We start from the raw sequence: 15,393 nt of genomic DNA on the forward strand, positions 1-15,393 counted from the left end.
TACTTTGCTAATAGGTTTTAACAATTATTAATTTAGCGGGGAGGGGACTGATTTGATCGTAATTTCTCTTCCTGGACTCAAAAGGAAAGTGTGGCCGGTGCTTAGAGTCCTGCTATTCTGCGGACTGGCCGGCGTCGGGTTTGCACTTTTAAAAAGGCTTATTCATTAGGCTGGACCACCTGACAGGCCGTTTGGGCCTGTTTTTTATGATTCACTCCCAGAGATTAACGTGCACTTAAAAAAGGAAAAGGCGTCACATCAGCGAAATATGACTTAACTTTGGTAAGTTCGACAGGGAGTGGAAGAATGCAAGCTTTGCTGCAAAATTTCCTTGCATATCTTGCGGTGGAAAGAGGGCTGGCAGATAACACCATTCAGTCTTATGGCAGGGACCTCAAAAATTATGCTACCTATTTGGCAAACAAAAAAATGACGATCAATAGTGTTACTCAAACCTCAATCATATCCTACCTTTTGCACCTTCAGGGAAAGGGGCTTGCCACAGCGTCAGTTTCTCGCAATCTCGCTTCATTGAAATCCTTTTTTCATTTTCTCGTGCGAGAAAATGTGCTAAGCAGCGATCCAACGCTTAATCTTGAATCTCCGAAGCAACAGAAAAAATTGCCGCAGGTGCTGACAACCAATGAAGTATCTCAGTTGTTGTCAATTCCAGATCTCAAAACCGTCGCCGGTCTGCGCGACAAGGCCATGCTGGAAATGTTATATGCCACTGGCTTGAGAGTATCGGAATTAACCGGTCTGGACTGCAAAGATGTGGATCTCGAATTTGGCTATGTAAAGTGCCTCGGAAAAGGTTCTAAGGAGCGCATTGTGCCATTGGGCTCAGTGGCCATCCGGGTTTTAAAGGATTATCTGAAGCGCGGAAGGCCGGAGCTTGTTTCTGCTGCTGGATGCGAAGCGATTTTTCTGAATCACCATGGAAAGCGTTTAACCAGACAAGGTTTTTGGAAAATTATTAAAAAATACGCCGAGAGTCTGGGTACTGAGAAAACCATTACTCCGCATACTTTACGACATTCGTTTGCGACACACTTACTGGAAAACGGGGCAGACCTGCGGGCTGTTCAGGAAATGCTGGGACATGCTGACATTTCCACGACACAGATCTATACGCACTTAACTCGTAGTAGGCTGCGCAAGGTTTACGACCAAACGCACCCGCGCGCCTGACGTGACACAAAGGGACGGTTCTTTTGTGTCACAAAGGAGTCAAAAACACAAGGGACACAAAAGAACCGTCCCTTTGTGCTATTTGAGGGGGTCGACACGGTGATGATTGATAGAGTTTTTCTAATTGTGCTTGACGGCGTAGGTATCGGCGAGCTTCCGGATGCACAGCACTATGGCGATATCGGCAGCGATACCATCCGAAATACTGCTCGGGTGGTCGGCGGCTTAAACTTGCCGGTGCTGGAAAGCTTTGGCCTTGGTTGTTTAGGCGACATTGAAGGGGTGCCTTGTGCGGCGAACCCGGTGGCGTCCTATGGGCGCATGGCTGAGAGGTCCCCCGGGAAGGATACGACTACTGGACATTGGGAAATTGCCGGGCTCATCCTGGATCAGCCTTTTCCGGTTTATCCGAAAGGTTTTCCACAGGATTTACTGGCCAAATTTACTAGCGTAATCGGCCGCGAGATCATTGGCAATGAGGTCGCCTCTGGCACAGAGATTATCATGCGTCTAGGCGATGAGCATGTCAAAACTGGCAAACCGATTGTTTACACTTCAGCGGATAGTGTATTTCAGATCGCGGCCCACGAAGATGTTATCACGGTGGATGAACTCTATAAAATCAGTGCGATGGCGAGAGCGCTGCTGACTGGTGAACATGCTGTCGGAAGGGTAATTGCACGGCCGTTTTCCGGCTCTTCCGGAAATTACGCGCGCACTGCGCGCCGCAAGGACTTTTCATTAACTCCTATCGCGGAAACCATGCTTGATCGGCTTTGTGCCCGCGGGTTTGAAGTATATGGGATTGGGAAAATCGACGACATCTTTGCCAACAGAGGGCTGACTGGGTCGAATCATACTACCGACAACGCTGCGACCTTACAGGCTATTCTGGAACGTACTGCGGTGGATTTTAAGGGCTTGGTTTTTGCGAATTGCATTGATTTTGACATGCTTTACGGTCATCGCAATGATTATCGGGGATTTGCCCAAGCTTTGGAACGAGTGGATGCGGAGTTGCTAAAAATCCGGCAAGCCTTAACGCCACGGGATTTAATGATCATCACCGCCGATCACGGTGTTGATCCGACCACTCCCAGCACAGATCATTCGCGCGAACATGTGCCGCTACTAGCCTATTGCTCTGGAGTCCCTGGGGTTAACCTGGGCACCAGAAACAGCTTTGGCGATATTGCCGCTACAATAATGGAATTGTTTGGTGTCGGGCCATGGCCGGTCGGCGAATCGTTTGCCAATGTGTTTCAGCATCATAAGGGGTGATTAGGATGCGTGCATATGAATTTATCCTGGCCAAGAGAATGGGGCGGACCCATACTGCGGCAGAGATTGTTGATTTTATTAATGGCTATGTGGACGGTCGTATTTCGGATGCGCAAGCCGCCGCATGGTGTATGGCGGTCTATTTTAATAAACTATCATGCGCCGAGATGGCGGCCCTCACCAAAGCGATGGTTGAGTCCGGAGACCGCATTGATTTAGGTGCCATTAAAGGGATCAAAGTTGATAAACATAGCACCGGCGGCGTTGGTGATAAAACCACACTGGTCCTCGGCCCTATGATTGCCGCGATTGGCTTGCCATTTGCCAAAATGTCGGGGCGAGGTTTGGGGCATACCGGCGGAACGCTTGATAAACTAGAGTCCATTCCCGGAATGACTGTGGAAATGGATCGCGCCCGTTTCGTCAGGCAGGTTGATAAAATCGGGCTGGCGGTTGTTGGGCAGACTGGCAATCTTGTACCGGCCGACAAGAAACTTTATGCTTTGAGAGATGAAACTGCCACTGTGGAAGAAACCGGACTGATTGCCGCCAGCATTATGAGCAAAAAGATTGCTGCCGGGGCAGATGCCATTGTGCTCGATGTTAAATGCGGGCGAGGCGCTTTTATGGGTACACTACCTGAAGCCCGGAACCTTGCCGAAGCCATGGTTCATATCGGTAATTCATTTGGCCGCAAGACCGCAGCCATTATTAGCAGCATGGATCAGCCGCTCGGCAGAGCGATTGGCAATGCGCTGGAAGTAAGAGAAGCAATTGAGACTCTTACTGGCGGTGGACCGGAGGATTTGCGGGAATTATGTCTGGTACTGGGCTCGAAAATGGCTGTCCTGGGCGGAATCTGTCACGAACCTGCTGAGGCACGATTATTACTGGAAAAGACACTGAATAGCGGAACGGCTTTTGAAAAGCTGCGCCTGCTTGTGCAGGAGCAGGGCGGAGATGTGAAGGTGATTGATCATCCGGAATGGTTGCCGAGTGCGGCTCGCCTGGAAGAAGTTCTGGCACCTGTCTCCGGCACAGTAAAGGCCATTGATAGTCTTGCGCTGGGCCTTTCCGGTATGGCTTTGGGTTCCGGGAGGGAGCGCAAGGAAGACGCCATCGATTATGCTGTTGGGATTGTAATCAACAAAAAAGCTGGTCAGAAGGTTAATCGAGGCGATTCATTGGCTACTTTGCATTATAATAGCGATGCCAGATTGGAAGCGGCTCGTGCCCGTGTTTTGGAAGCATTCCAAGTCACGCAGGAACCCGATGTGGCTGAACCGCCCCTGATTCTCGGCACCGTTGAATAACGCAGACCGCCCTACGGGGCGGTTTTTCTATTGGATGCGAAAAAACATTAATTATAATATGAAGGGAAAGGGACAAAAGAAAAGAAGTGAGGAATTTAGGTTGGTTTTTGTTTCTAATAATAAATCATGCCGGAGGTGCACGATGAAGAGCGACATTCAGATTTCACAAGAAGCCAAAATGCAGCACATTGAGGAAATTGCCTCCAAAGTAGAAATTGACGCCGACTATCTTGACCTTTACGGGAAATACAAGGCCAAGGTGAATTTGGGCTTAGCGGATCGGCTACGCTCAAAACCGGATGGCAAACTGATTTTCGTGACTGCGATGACGCCTACTGCGGCGGGCGAGGGCAAGACCACTACGGTAGTTGGTTTGACCCAGGCATTAGGTAAGCTTGGGAAAAAAGTGATGTGTTGTCTGCGCGAGCCGTCACTGGGCCCGACGTTTGGTATGAAAGGTGGCGCTGCTGGCGGCGGCTATTCTCAGGTGGTTCCGATGGAGGATATTAACCTGCATTTTACTGGCGATATTCATGCGGTCGGCATGGCCAACAATCTGCTGGCGGCCATGATTGATAATCACATTGCCGCCGGCAATCAGTCCGACATTGATGAACGCCGTATTGTCTGGAAACGCGCCATTGATGTCAATGATCGCCAACTACGGCAGATCGTTACCGGCCTTGGCGGGCGCACTAATGGCATTTTGACGGAATCCGGATTTGAGATCACAGCCGCTTCCGAAGTAATGGCGGTGCTATGTCTGAGCCGCAGTATTGCTGATCTAAAGCTTCGCCTTGGTCGTATGATCGCCGCTCATAACAAAAAAGGGCTGCCCGTGACAGCCGGTGACTTAAATGCCGCCGGTGCAATGGCCATCCTGCTCAAGGATGCTCTGAAGCCTAATCTGGTACAGACACTGGAAGGGCAACCCGCCTTTATCCATGGCGGTCCCTTTGCCAATATTGCTCACGGCAATAATTCCGTCATCGCCACCAAGACGGCACTTAAGCTGAGCGACTATGTAATCACCGAAGGCGGATTTGCCTCCGAACTGGGAGCAGAGAAGTTTTTTGATATAGTTTGCCCGTTAGGCAATATTAGGCCTGCGGCGGCGGTTCTGGTAGTATCGGTGCGGGCACTGAAGCTGCAGGGTGGCGCATCCCGCAAAAATCTATCCGCCGTGAATTTGGACTCTCTGGAGAGAGGCTTTGCCAATATGCGCAAACATCTTGATAATTTAAAGGCTTTCGGGGTGCCGGCGGTGGTGGCAATTAACCGTTTTTCCGACGATAGTGTGCAGGAATTGGACGCCATTATTGCAGAATGCAATCGCTTGGGTGTTCTAAGCGCCGTGTCGGAAGTGGTCGCACAAGGCGGACAGGGCGGACTTGATTTAGCAGAGAAAGTTCTGACCGCCTGCGAAAAGGAGAGTCATTTTGCCCCGCTGTTTTCAGGTGGTGAAACCATCAGTGGACGTTTGGATACGCTGGCGAAGCGCCTTTATGGCGGAGTGGGGGTCGAGTTATTGCCGCTGGCGGAGACGCAGTTGGAGAAGATTGACGCCATGGGCTATGGCCACCTACCGGTCTGCGTAGCAAAAACCCAGTATTCCCTGTCCGACAATCCGGCGCTGTCAGGTGCTCCGACAGGCTGGACACTCAAAGTGCGGGAATTAAAAGTATCAGCCGGAGCGGGATTTGTTGTGGCCTTGGCTGGTAACATCATGACCCTGCCTGGGCTGCCCAAAGAACCTGCGGCTGCGCAAATGGATATTAACGGAGAAGGACTCGTGTCCGGGTTGTCCTAACGCTTTTCCGGGTTGTCTTAGCGTTCTACTGAGGAAGATTTGGAATACAATTAATCAGAGTCCTGCTGCGGAGGGAGGCTTCAGCTTGCTGGTACGTTCTTCTGAACTGCGGTCGCGTGAAGTGGTAAATGTCAGTGACGGGCGCAGGCTCGGCCTGATCAATGATTTTGAGATCGATATGTCTACCGGCCAAATAATGGCGGTAGTCGTACCTGGACCTTCAAAGCTGATTCGAATTTTCACACGCAGTGAAGACATGGTGATACCCTGGGAGAGAATCATCAAGATCGGTATTGATGTCATCCTGGTCGAAGCTCTCAACGGTAATCTGGAGCAACATAAAGGCAATCTGATATGAAGTAGTTTGCAGCATTTCGACTGGTAGTTTGAGCCGCAGGCGAGTTTGAGTTCAGCTCAGACTGCGCCCGCGGCTTTTTTTGCATTTTTGGAGGGAAAGTAACGCTGAAGGTTGAATGAATTTAGTTGAACTAAATTGCGAAGCGAGGGGAATTCATGAACAATGTTGTCGGCGTCATACAAGCGCTGCTGTTTACCAATTTAATGCTCTTTACTATGTTCTCCATTTTATCCTTTTTGATCAATACCTTTGGCAGGCTGAGGGCCCGCTCCAAAGCCAGCACCCCTCTTTTCGAATGGCGCCCGACCGGCCGGGAATGGCGTGCCTACCTCAAGGGTAAAAGCCGCTCATATTTGCTGAGCTTCCTGCTGTTTCTGGCTATTTTCGTGGTTTTGTCGGCATTGTTTGGCGGCAAAGAAGGAAGTATCTGGTCGAGTCTCACGATGGTGGCCTCCCTGATTCCAGGAGTCGTCTTCTATGTACTCGCCGTAATTTTATCTCCAAACAAGTATACCATTTACCCGGAAGGCATCACCTCTTTTGGCTGGCTTTACTACAACACCAGCCGCAAAGGCGAGGTAATCACAGAAGCCAAGGTGGGCTTTCAACCTTGGACCAAATTCAGCGGTTACCAATGGGACGGAGATATTCTGCTGCTCAAGACGCAATTTGCTTTTACCGAAATAGTTGCCGGACAGCACAAGGGGCGCGTGCGCGATCTGTTACGGGAATGTCTTAAAGAAGCTTCTAAAAGCAAACAGCGCTCCAATAAACAGCAAAAAATCGAGAGCGATCAGGTAAATTCCGATACAGGTAATTCAGATCAGAAATCCTGAGAGGTGAGCTTTGATGGATTCTTATATCTTGGCCATTGATCAGGGAACGACCGGTACTACAGTGATCCTTTTTGATACTTCCTGTAAAATGATTGCCAGATCCTATCAGGAAATTAAGCAGTATTATCCCGAACCTGGCTGGGTGGAACATGATCCGGAAGAGATCTGGCGCAGCGTTACGGTGGCAATTGCTGACACGATCGCGGAGGCGGGCATCGAAGCACGACAGATTATCGCTTTGGGTATCACTAATCAGCGCGAAACGACGCTGCTTTGGAATAAGGATACCGGAAAACCTTATTGTCGTGCCATTGTCTGGCAATGCCGGCGCACAACCCCGATCTGCGAGCAGTTGAAAAAAATGGGTTTGGCTAATGATGTCTCGCAGCGGACAGGCCTGATTATCGACCCCTATTTTTCCGGAACTAAGCTGCAATGGATTTTGGACCACAATGACACTGCCCGCAGCGATGCCAACCAAGGGAAAGCTTTATTTGGCACGGTGGATTCCTGGCTTATTTGGAAACTAACCGGAGGGCAAGTGCACGCCACCGACTATTCCAACGCTTCGCGTACCATGCTGATGAATTTGCGGGGCGAGTGGGACGACGGCTTACTCAAGTGTTTACGCATTCCGAAAAGCGTTTTGCCGGAGCTGCGGGATTCGATCGGATGTTTCGGCAAGACCGTTCAAAACGGGGCTATTCCTGCCGGAATTCCGATTTGCGGCGTAGCCGGTGATCAGCAGGCGGCTTTATTTGGGCAGAATTGCTTTGAGCCTGGCACTGCCAAAAACACTTATGGCACAGGTTGTTTTATCCTGATGAATACCGGAGAAAAGCCGGTCGCTTCGTCTAAACTGCTGAGCACAGTCGCATGGGGCCGAAACGGCAAACTTACTTATGCGCTGGAAGGCAGTGTTTTCACCGCTGGCGCGGCAATCAAGTGGCTGCGGGATGGTCTGCGGATTATCACCAGTGCGGCGGATTCGGAATTCATCGCCAAAGAAGTACCCGATTCCGGCGGCGTCTATTTTGTTCCCGCCTTTGTGGGCCTGGGCGCTCCCTACTGGGACGCGGATGCCAGAGGAACTATTGTTGGGATTACACAAGGCACCGATTACCGACATATTATTCGTTCCGCTCTGGAGGCGATTGCCTATCAATCCAGAGATGTCTTTGATGTGATGGTTGCGGATTCCGGAGTGCCTCTCAAACATCTGCGAGTGGATGGAGGCGCTTCCGCCAATAATTTCCTGATGCAGTTCCAAGCTGATATTCTTGATATTGTCGTCGAACGTCCCGCGCTTGTGGAAACCACTGCCCAAGGTGCCGCTTTCATGGCTGGGATGGGTGCCGGAGTTTTTAAAGATTATAAGGATATCGTGGCAGGATGGCATTCCGACAGGATTTTTTCTCCCCGCATGAATTCGCACGAACGGGAGAAACTTTATGCTGACTGGCACGCGGCCGTTGCCAGGGTATTATCATCGCAATCGTCCTGGGGCATATGAGGCATATCAGAGTGAGCGTTTGAGTTTCAGGAGGCAGCAATGGAGACAATCGGAATTATCGTGACAACCGAAGGACAGTTTGCTCAGGTGAAGACCACGCGCCACGTCAGCTGTAATCGCTGCGGTGCCTGTGGGTTGGGCGTAACCGGCTCTGATGTGGTTGTCAAAGCCAATAATGTGATCGGTGCTAAAGCAGGTGAGCAAGTGATCCTGGAAATGCGGACCGATCATGTAATGAAAGCAGCATTTTTCGGTTATATGGTTCCTCTGATATTTTTCGTGATTGGCATTGCGGCAGGCCACTATTTAACCCGCATGATCAATCCGGAGGCGCAGACAGCTTTGCCGGCCATTATCGGGGGATTCGGACTGCTTGTCTTATCCTATGTTTTTCTGCGTTATTATGATCGCCGCGCTTCAGCGCGGGGAGAGTACGAAGCCTGGGTTACCGGCTATGTCAGGGACTAGACTCCTGTTTGACGATATTGGAGATAACATTGGCGAAGTAGTCTGCCGCATGCAGCGCTTCTTCCAGGGTACAGTTTTCTCCGCCCATTTCGGCGATCATTGCTTGATTGCTGAGATGCTGATTGTAGCGCGCATCGGCCTTAATAATACCGAGGGACAGACCAGGATATAAACGATCTGTCTCAGCTTTTACCTTTTCGGCAAAGGCCAGGTTTTTCTCCCAGTTAGGGTGTTCCAGCCCCATGCGATTGGTCCCGATGACCAGCATTACGCGGGCGGTCCGTTCACCTTCGATCACAGTGGAGTGCTCCAAACCTGGCGTTCCGTCACGATGTACGTCAATAACAATTTTGATGGACGGGTATTTGGCAAGGTATTCCTGTAATGTAACCTGTGAACGCTGGTATGCCTCATGCCATGGATACTGATCATGGATCTGATCACAGTGTATGGTAGGAATCTGGTATTTGCTGTTGAGAATGTCGACCAGTCTATTACCAACCTTGACGATATCGCCCTTTCCGTTGAATAAATGCGTTTCGCCACTGGTTGGCAGATAGCATTCCGAGGTATGGGTGTGCAGGACGAGAATCAAAGGTTCGTCCATCCTCAAAGCAGGCTTTGTGTCTTCTACAGCCGCGGCCGGTAAGGTCTGCGGCTGTTGTTGTTGTGGTTGTGATTGCTCAGAAAATGCAGTAACCGCTGTGATTGAGGATGGCGCCGTTACAGCTACTGACGTGGATCCTGCATTTTTTTTCGCGGAATCGATCTGGCTGGCGATAGCTGGCAACATTTCCCCAAACATTGGCAGCTGGGCAGCCAGGAATGTTACTGGCGTATTGCTGTCAACTCCGGAAGAGAGTTCAAACCACACAGTAGACAAGGTCGCCAGTTTGGACGGAGGACGATCCTCTTCCGTCAGTCTGCTTGATAACCCCGGAATACCAGCATGCAATATTTCCTTGGTAATATTGGCTTCCATCCCCAAAAAGCGGCGCAGTAACTCAGCTGGCTTTTGCAGGTATCTGGTACTGTTAATGGCCAGCATTCCGCGGGCATCATGGTCGGCAGCCTCGTTATTCAGCAGTAACATAACAGCGCAGGCTGTTGTCACAAACAACAGGACAAACAATGGAACCAGTACTGTCAGCAAAGGGGATTTTTTCGGCAACAAAATTGAGATCACCTGCCCGGACGAGTTCTGAGTTATGATATCTTACGCCGGCGACCACAGCGATAGAACCATACTTAAGCTGTCCGTTATGCAGTAAGGCCGCCGGATGGTTCGCATAATCACCGGGCTATTAGGGGACGATGAAAAAGGTAGAACGTATCATATCATTGGGTACATGTGGCGCCATTAAAGGAGGAATAGGCGTGATCAAGCATGGATTGCTGATCATCTTTTTGGTTGCTGCCCTGCTAACATTTTCATCTATGACAAATGCCAACGCAATGGCGGCAGAACCCGATTCAACACTGAAAATTGAAGCGCGCTCGGCGATTCTTTTAGAACCGATTACGGGTGCAGTACTCTATGAGCAGGAAGCCGATGTGCCATTGTCACCGGCTAGTGTCACCAAAGTAATGACATTGCTGCTGATCATGGAAGAAATCGAAAAAGGTGCCCTGCGACTTGATGAAACTATTGTCGTTTCTCCGGAAGCCGCGGCCATGGGCGGTTCCCAAATTTGGCTGGAACCCGGGGAAGAGATGAAGGTGGCCGATTTAATCAAAGCCATTGCCATTGTTTCGGCGAATGACGCCAGCTACGCTTTGGCAGAGCGTTTGTCAGGATCGCATGATGCTTTTGTAGCTCGCATGAATGAACGGGCTCGGGAATTAGGCATGAAAACTACCAAGTTTGTCAACTGCACCGGCTTATCGGAGGATGATCCATCGTCACCGGGTAATATAACTTCTGCGCGTGACGTTGCGTTCATGTCGCGGGAGCTAATTCGGCATTCTGAGATTCTGAAATGGACAGGCACATGGATCGACTATTTGCGTAACGGCGCGTCGTTTTTGAGAAACACTAATAAACTGGTGCGGTTTTATCAAGGCTGCGATGGTTTGAAAACCGGTTTTACTAATGAAGCCGGCTTTTGCCTGGCGGCCACTGCCAAAAGGAACAATGTGCGACTGATTGTGGTGGTCATGAAGGCGGCGACTAATGATATCCGGGCCAAAGAAGTCAGTCGGTTGCTGAATTTTGGCTTCGGTCGTCTGGAAGCTATCAAAGTGGTATCCGGAGGAGAAGAGCTGGCCAAACTGCCTGTAGTCAGGGGAACGGAAGATACCATTTCAGCTGCGGCGTCAAGCGACTATTATTTGCCGAACAGAAGAGGAGTACAGCCTGAAATATCAAAAACAGTTAATTTGGGATCAAAACTAAAGGCTCCGATTCAAAAGGGGCAAAAGTTGGGTACTATGACAGTACATTTAAACGGGGAGCCGGTCCAGGAAATTGAACTGCTCGCGACCACGGATGTCGGCAGGACCAATGGGTTTCAGTTTTTCGCACAAGTCAGTAGACAGTCATTAAAAACATTGTTTGCCAAGGACTAAAGGTCCTGTCCTGAAAAGCCATGATCCGAAAGCGGACACAGCATGCATTAATATGCTTGGAACTGACAAGCCGGTGTTTGCGGTATTATGCCGAAAAACACCGGCTGTTTTATTGAAATTAACTGAACTTAGCAAAATGAAGCGGCTTTTGCAGAAGGGCAGGAAAGAAAATGGCAGCGCCGAAAGTAATTACCTTGTAGTATGCAAATTACCTTATAATATGCACTGGGAGGGCGCTGCATGATCATCAACGCGGAAAAAATTGGCACAGCAATTGTCGCGCGCATTCAGGGAGAGCTGGACATGGCGAATGCTGATCAGCTGCGTGCGTCGATTGACGAGAAACTCGATCAATATGAAACCATCCGGGACGTCTATCTGATCTGTGACGCGGTTCCATTTATCGATAGTTCCGGTTTGGCCGTCCTGCTCGGCAGATACCGCAAACTGGAAGAGCGTGGCGGCAAACTCTTTATCGCCAATCCAAGTCCTCAGGCCCGCCGCGTGATGGAACTATCCGGATTATCCAAACTGGTCGGCATCTGCGATAATTGGAATCCTGCTGATTTACAGCAAAGGGGTGTGACAAATGGCTGAGAGCAATTATATCAAAGTCGAATTTCCGAGTCTTCCGGAAAACGTCGGTTTCTCCCGGGCCCTCGTTTCGGCGTTCGCATCGCAGTTGGATTTTACTCTTCCGGAGCTGGACGAAATACGCACCGCCACTTCGGAAGCTGTTTCCAATGCAATTATTCATGGTTACGAAAACGCTCAAGGCGTTGTTACCTTGGAAGCTGACATTAAAGGCGGCGTCCTGACCGTTAAGATTATTGATCAAGGCAAAGGAATCGAGGACATTGCGGCCGCCAAAGCAGTGCAATATACTACCAGACCCGGCAGATATGGCTTGGGGTTTACATTTATGGAGGCCTTCATGGATTCACTGCATGTGGAATCCTCATTAGGAGAGGGCACTTCCGTGACCATGACCAAACATCCTGAAACAGTGCGCCCGGAAACGGGGACTGCCTGATGAATTCCAATTATGTCGAACGAGCCGCCATCAATTTGCCAGCCGTGCCGCTCTTGGATGATGACAGCGTTCATGATCTGATCGAGAAAGCTCAAAATGGCGACGCAGCTTCCCGCCAGACGCTGATTGAAAGCAACCTCAAGCTTGTGATGAGCATCATTGGGCGTTTTGGTGGACGCGCCGAGCCGGATGATCTGTTTCAAATTGGGTGCGTCGGTTTGCTAAAAGCGGTGGATCGATTTGACTTGAATTTGGGGGTCAGGTTTTCGACATATGCCGTTCCGCTGATTATCGGTGAAATTAGACAGTTCTTGCGCGAGGACGGCGCTATTAAGTTGGGCCGCTCTCTGAAAGAATGCGCCGGCAAAGTCCAGCATAGCGCGGCTAATCTGGCACAACAGCTGGGTAGGGATCCCACTGTGCCGGAAATCGCATCTGCCATGGGTGTAACAGTCGATGAAGTCGCTACGGCCCTGGAAGCCTCCCAGCCAGTGCAGTCGCTCAGTCTGGCATTGCATGAAAACGAAGGCGATCCGATGCTGCTGGAGGAACGAATACCGTCTCAGGAAGAAGGCAACTGGCTGGAGCATTACGCTTTGCAGGAGGCGTTGGCAGAACTCCCCGAGAAATTTCGAAAGGTGTTGCATCTTAGATACTTCGAGGAAAAAACGCAGACTGAGATTGCCGCAGACATTGGGACATCGCAAGTACAAGTCTGCCGTATTGAAAAGCGTGCCCTGCAACTATTGAACGAATTTTTGCGGGAATAAGAGTCGCGGTCGCTTGCATGATACAATCGGTCCAGACGCATAATAGAAACAAGAACACAGCAAAAGGACGGTTGAGCAGGTGACAGTGCTGCTATGGGATTTCTTAAAGAAGCGGTGGATTATCCTGACAGCTATCGCTGTTTTACTGGCGCTGGCAGTCTGGCTTTTGGCCAGGCCGGATGCCATTCCTTCGGATCGCGCCCGCCTGGTCACTAACGTTTCTTTGTGCGTGGAATAATGTCGTTGAGGAGGTCTATTCGAGAGTGACCGTTGTAAAGATTATTGAGTTGTTGGGAGAATCCAATGCAAGTTGGGAAGATGCTGTCAAGAATGCGGTTAAGTCAGCTTCCAGCACGGTAGATAACATCACCGGGGTAGAAGTGCTGAACATGACCGCTGGTGTACAAGATGGCGACCTGACCGAATATAAAGCTAATGTACAAGTGGCATTTGCCGTGAAGGGAACAGAACGGTGAACGACTACGCAACTTAGGAACCTCAGGAACCAGGCTGCAGCCATTCGCTGACAACACAAGCCGCGGTAGCCTTGTCAGGAAAAGAAATGTATGTTATACTATGAGCGGGTTGTTTAGTAAAGAGTGGGCGTGCCCACTCTTTCGTCTTGTGGGATATTTGTACCCGTAGACCTTGAGGAGGAAAACAATGCCCAAACTTTTCGACGCTCTGGAGCCAATCGCCAGTAAGATTGCTGAGCAGCAAGGCTTGGAACTGGTCGACATTGAAATGGTCAGATCCGGTTCGGATCGCATTCTCCGAGTATCGATCGACAAACCTGGCGGCGTCGGTCTGACAGACTGTGAGAAATTCAGTGAACTTTTTGGTAATGAGTTGGATGTAATTGATCCGATCAAGGAACGTTATTATCTAGAGGTTTCCTCCCCTGGTCCGGAACGTCCATTGCGGAAAGATAGCGACTTCACTCGCTTTGCCGGCTCAGAGGTAGAAATAAGGCTTAAAGAAGTCTTGGAGGGAAAACGAGTCATCAAAGGTCGGCTCGCTGGACTGGAAAATCAGGATCTTGTTGTTGTCATAGATGGAGTCCAGCAGGTTATCCCGCGCATATTAGTTACGCAAGCCAAACTTAAACCCGATTTTGATTTTTGAGAGGCGCCATTGTTGGCAGAGGAGGTACCGGCATGAATGAAGAGTTTATGGCTGCTCTTCAACAAGTTGAGAAAGAAAAGGGAATTCCACGGCATATACTAATTGAAGCCATTGAATCAGCTCTTGTTTCAGCATATAAGAAAGACCAGAAAGATGTCAGCAATATTCGGGTTCAGATGGAGCCTGACACTGGCGCGATGCATGTTTATGGCTACAAGAATATTGTTGGGGAAGTCGAGGATCCCCAAACACAATGTTCTTTAGAAGAAGCGCAAAAATTGGACCCGCACTACAGTGTTGGCGATGTTGCTGAACAGGAAATTCAGCCCCGCGAGTTTGGTCGGATCGCCGCTCAAACCGCTAAGCAAGTGGTTGTGCAGCGTATTAGAGAAGCAGAAAGAATTCTGATTTACGAAGAATATGTCAACCGTGAGGGCGACATTGTTACTGGTATTGTGCAGCGCTTTGAACAGCGCAATGTTCTGCTGGATTTAGGCAAAGCGGACGCTATTCTGACACAGAATGAGCAGGTCACCGGCGAGCATTATGAACAGGGGTTACGGCTGAAAGTCTATATTGTGGAAGTCAGAAAGACGACCAAAGGTCCACAGATCTTTGTTTCCCGAACCCATCCCGGGCTTTTGAAACGCCTGTTTGAGCTGGAAGTTCCGGAAATTCATGATGGTATCGTTGAAATTAAGTCGATCGCGCGTGAAGCAGGCGCACGGTCTAAGGTTACCGTGTGGAGCCGGGAAGAAAACGTGGACCCGGTCGGTTCATGCGTGGGCGCGCGAGGATCGCGCGTTCAGAATATTGTCAGAGAGCTCCGCGGCGAAAAAATCGATATTATTTCCTGGGATCCGGATCCCAGAATTTTGATTGCCAATGCTTTGAGTCCTGCTAAAGTTACAGAAGTACGTCTGGCTGAAGACCGCAAGTCCTCGATGGTGATTGTGCCAGACAATCTGCTTTCGCTGGCGATTGGCAGAGAAGGGCAAAATGCACGTTTAGCTGCCAAGCTGACTGGATGGAAGATTGATATTAAGAGTGAAAGCCAGGCAGCCGAGATTGATCGGATTGCGTTCGAAGAAGAACAAGCCCGATTGTTGGAAATTGCGGAAAATGAG

The 15,393-nt window shown here is 49.9% G+C and carries 17 protein-coding genes; 16 read left to right on the forward strand and 1 reads right to left on the reverse strand.

Features of this window, described 5'->3' with window-relative positions; all coding sequences use genetic code 11:
• Positions 1-306: 306 nt before the first annotated feature.
• From xerD to B2633_RS09200, 8 genes are all read left to right on the forward strand, one after another.
• Positions 307-1,191: a site-specific tyrosine recombinase XerD gene (xerD, locus tag B2633_RS09165; RefSeq protein WP_483170306.1), complete on the forward strand. Its 885-nt coding sequence runs from the start codon at positions 307-309 to the stop codon at positions 1,189-1,191.
• Positions 1,192-1,293: 102 nt separating this feature from the next.
• On the forward strand, positions 1,294-2,472 hold the full coding sequence (locus B2633_RS09170; protein WP_483170324.1) for a phosphopentomutase: 1,179 nt from the start codon (positions 1,294-1,296) through the stop codon (positions 2,470-2,472).
• A gap of 5 nt (positions 2,473-2,477) precedes the next feature.
• Positions 2,478-3,785 carry a thymidine phosphorylase gene (locus B2633_RS09175; protein WP_483170307.1) on the forward strand — a complete coding sequence of 436 codons (1,308 nt, stop codon included), beginning with the start codon at positions 2,478-2,480 and terminating at the stop codon, positions 3,783-3,785.
• 142 nt (positions 3,786-3,927) lie between these two features.
• A complete protein-coding gene (locus tag B2633_RS09180; protein ID WP_483170308.1) occupies positions 3,928-5,595 on the forward strand; it encodes a formate--tetrahydrofolate ligase in 1,668 nt (555 codons plus the stop codon).
• A gap of 85 nt (positions 5,596-5,680) precedes the next feature.
• Positions 5,681-5,953 (forward strand): YlmC/YmxH family sporulation protein, encoded by a 273-nt coding sequence (locus B2633_RS09185; RefSeq protein WP_483170309.1) that lies wholly within the window; start codon positions 5,681-5,683, stop codon positions 5,951-5,953.
• 155 nt (positions 5,954-6,108) lie between these two features.
• Positions 6,109-6,789 carry a hypothetical protein gene (locus tag B2633_RS09190; protein ID WP_483170311.1) on the forward strand — a complete coding sequence of 227 codons (681 nt, stop codon included), beginning with the start codon at positions 6,109-6,111 and terminating at the stop codon, positions 6,787-6,789.
• Positions 6,790-6,802: 13 nt separating this feature from the next.
• Positions 6,803-8,302 carry a glycerol kinase GlpK gene (gene glpK, locus B2633_RS09195; protein WP_483170312.1) on the forward strand — a complete coding sequence of 500 codons (1,500 nt, stop codon included), beginning with the start codon at positions 6,803-6,805 and terminating at the stop codon, positions 8,300-8,302.
• A 39-nt stretch (positions 8,303-8,341) separates the two neighbouring features.
• On the forward strand, positions 8,342-8,770 hold the full coding sequence (locus B2633_RS09200) for a SoxR reducing system RseC family protein (protein ID WP_483170313.1): 429 nt from the start codon (positions 8,342-8,344) through the stop codon (positions 8,768-8,770).
• Here B2633_RS09200 and spoIIP read toward each other — a convergent pair.
• Positions 8,760-9,923, reverse strand: a complete 1,164-nt coding sequence (gene spoIIP, locus B2633_RS09205; RefSeq protein ID WP_483170314.1) for a stage II sporulation protein P — start codon at positions 9,921-9,923, stop codon at positions 8,760-8,762. The two genes, B2633_RS09200 and spoIIP, sit on opposite strands and share 11 nt — an antisense overlap.
• Positions 9,924-10,147: 224 nt before the next feature.
• On the opposite strand from spoIIP, the gene B2633_RS09210 reads away from it, so the two are divergent.
• From B2633_RS09210 to nusA, 8 genes are all read left to right on the forward strand, one after another.
• Positions 10,148-11,338 (forward strand): D-alanyl-D-alanine carboxypeptidase family protein, encoded by a 1,191-nt coding sequence (locus tag B2633_RS09210; protein ID WP_483170315.1) that lies wholly within the window; start codon positions 10,148-10,150, stop codon positions 11,336-11,338.
• Positions 11,339-11,578: 240 nt separating this feature from the next.
• Complete coding sequence (locus B2633_RS09215; RefSeq protein WP_483170316.1) at positions 11,579-11,935, forward strand: STAS domain-containing protein; 357 nt, start codon at positions 11,579-11,581, stop codon at positions 11,933-11,935.
• The gene (gene spoIIAB, locus B2633_RS09220) at positions 11,928-12,371 is read left to right on the forward strand and encodes an anti-sigma F factor (protein ID WP_483170317.1); all 444 of its coding nucleotides are present in this window, start codon (positions 11,928-11,930) and stop codon (positions 12,369-12,371) included. The genes B2633_RS09215 and spoIIAB overlap by 8 nt, the downstream gene beginning before the upstream one ends.
• Complete coding sequence (locus tag B2633_RS09225) at positions 12,371-13,141, forward strand: SigB/SigF/SigG family RNA polymerase sigma factor (protein ID WP_483170318.1); 771 nt, start codon at positions 12,371-12,373, stop codon at positions 13,139-13,141. The genes spoIIAB and B2633_RS09225 overlap by 1 nt, the downstream gene beginning before the upstream one ends.
• A gap of 79 nt (positions 13,142-13,220) precedes the next feature.
• Entirely contained in the window at positions 13,221-13,379 is a 159-nt protein-coding gene (locus B2633_RS09230; protein ID WP_483170319.1) for a hypothetical protein, read from the forward strand.
• A 25-nt stretch (positions 13,380-13,404) separates the two neighbouring features.
• Positions 13,405-13,617, forward strand: a complete 213-nt coding sequence (locus B2633_RS09235; protein WP_483170320.1) for a dodecin family protein — start codon at positions 13,405-13,407, stop codon at positions 13,615-13,617.
• Positions 13,618-13,804: 187 nt separating this feature from the next.
• Positions 13,805-14,266 carry a ribosome maturation factor RimP gene (locus tag B2633_RS09240; protein WP_483170321.1) on the forward strand — a complete coding sequence of 154 codons (462 nt, stop codon included), beginning with the start codon at positions 13,805-13,807 and terminating at the stop codon, positions 14,264-14,266.
• Between the two features lie 32 nt (positions 14,267-14,298).
• On the forward strand, positions 14,299-15,393 hold a 1,095-nt coding region (nusA, locus tag B2633_RS09245), incomplete at its 3' end, for a transcription termination factor NusA (protein ID WP_483170322.1).

The organism is Syntrophomonas sp. UBA1041, assembly GCF_002316705.1.
GTDB lineage: Bacteria > Bacillota > Syntrophomonadia > Syntrophomonadales > Syntrophomonadaceae > DTU019.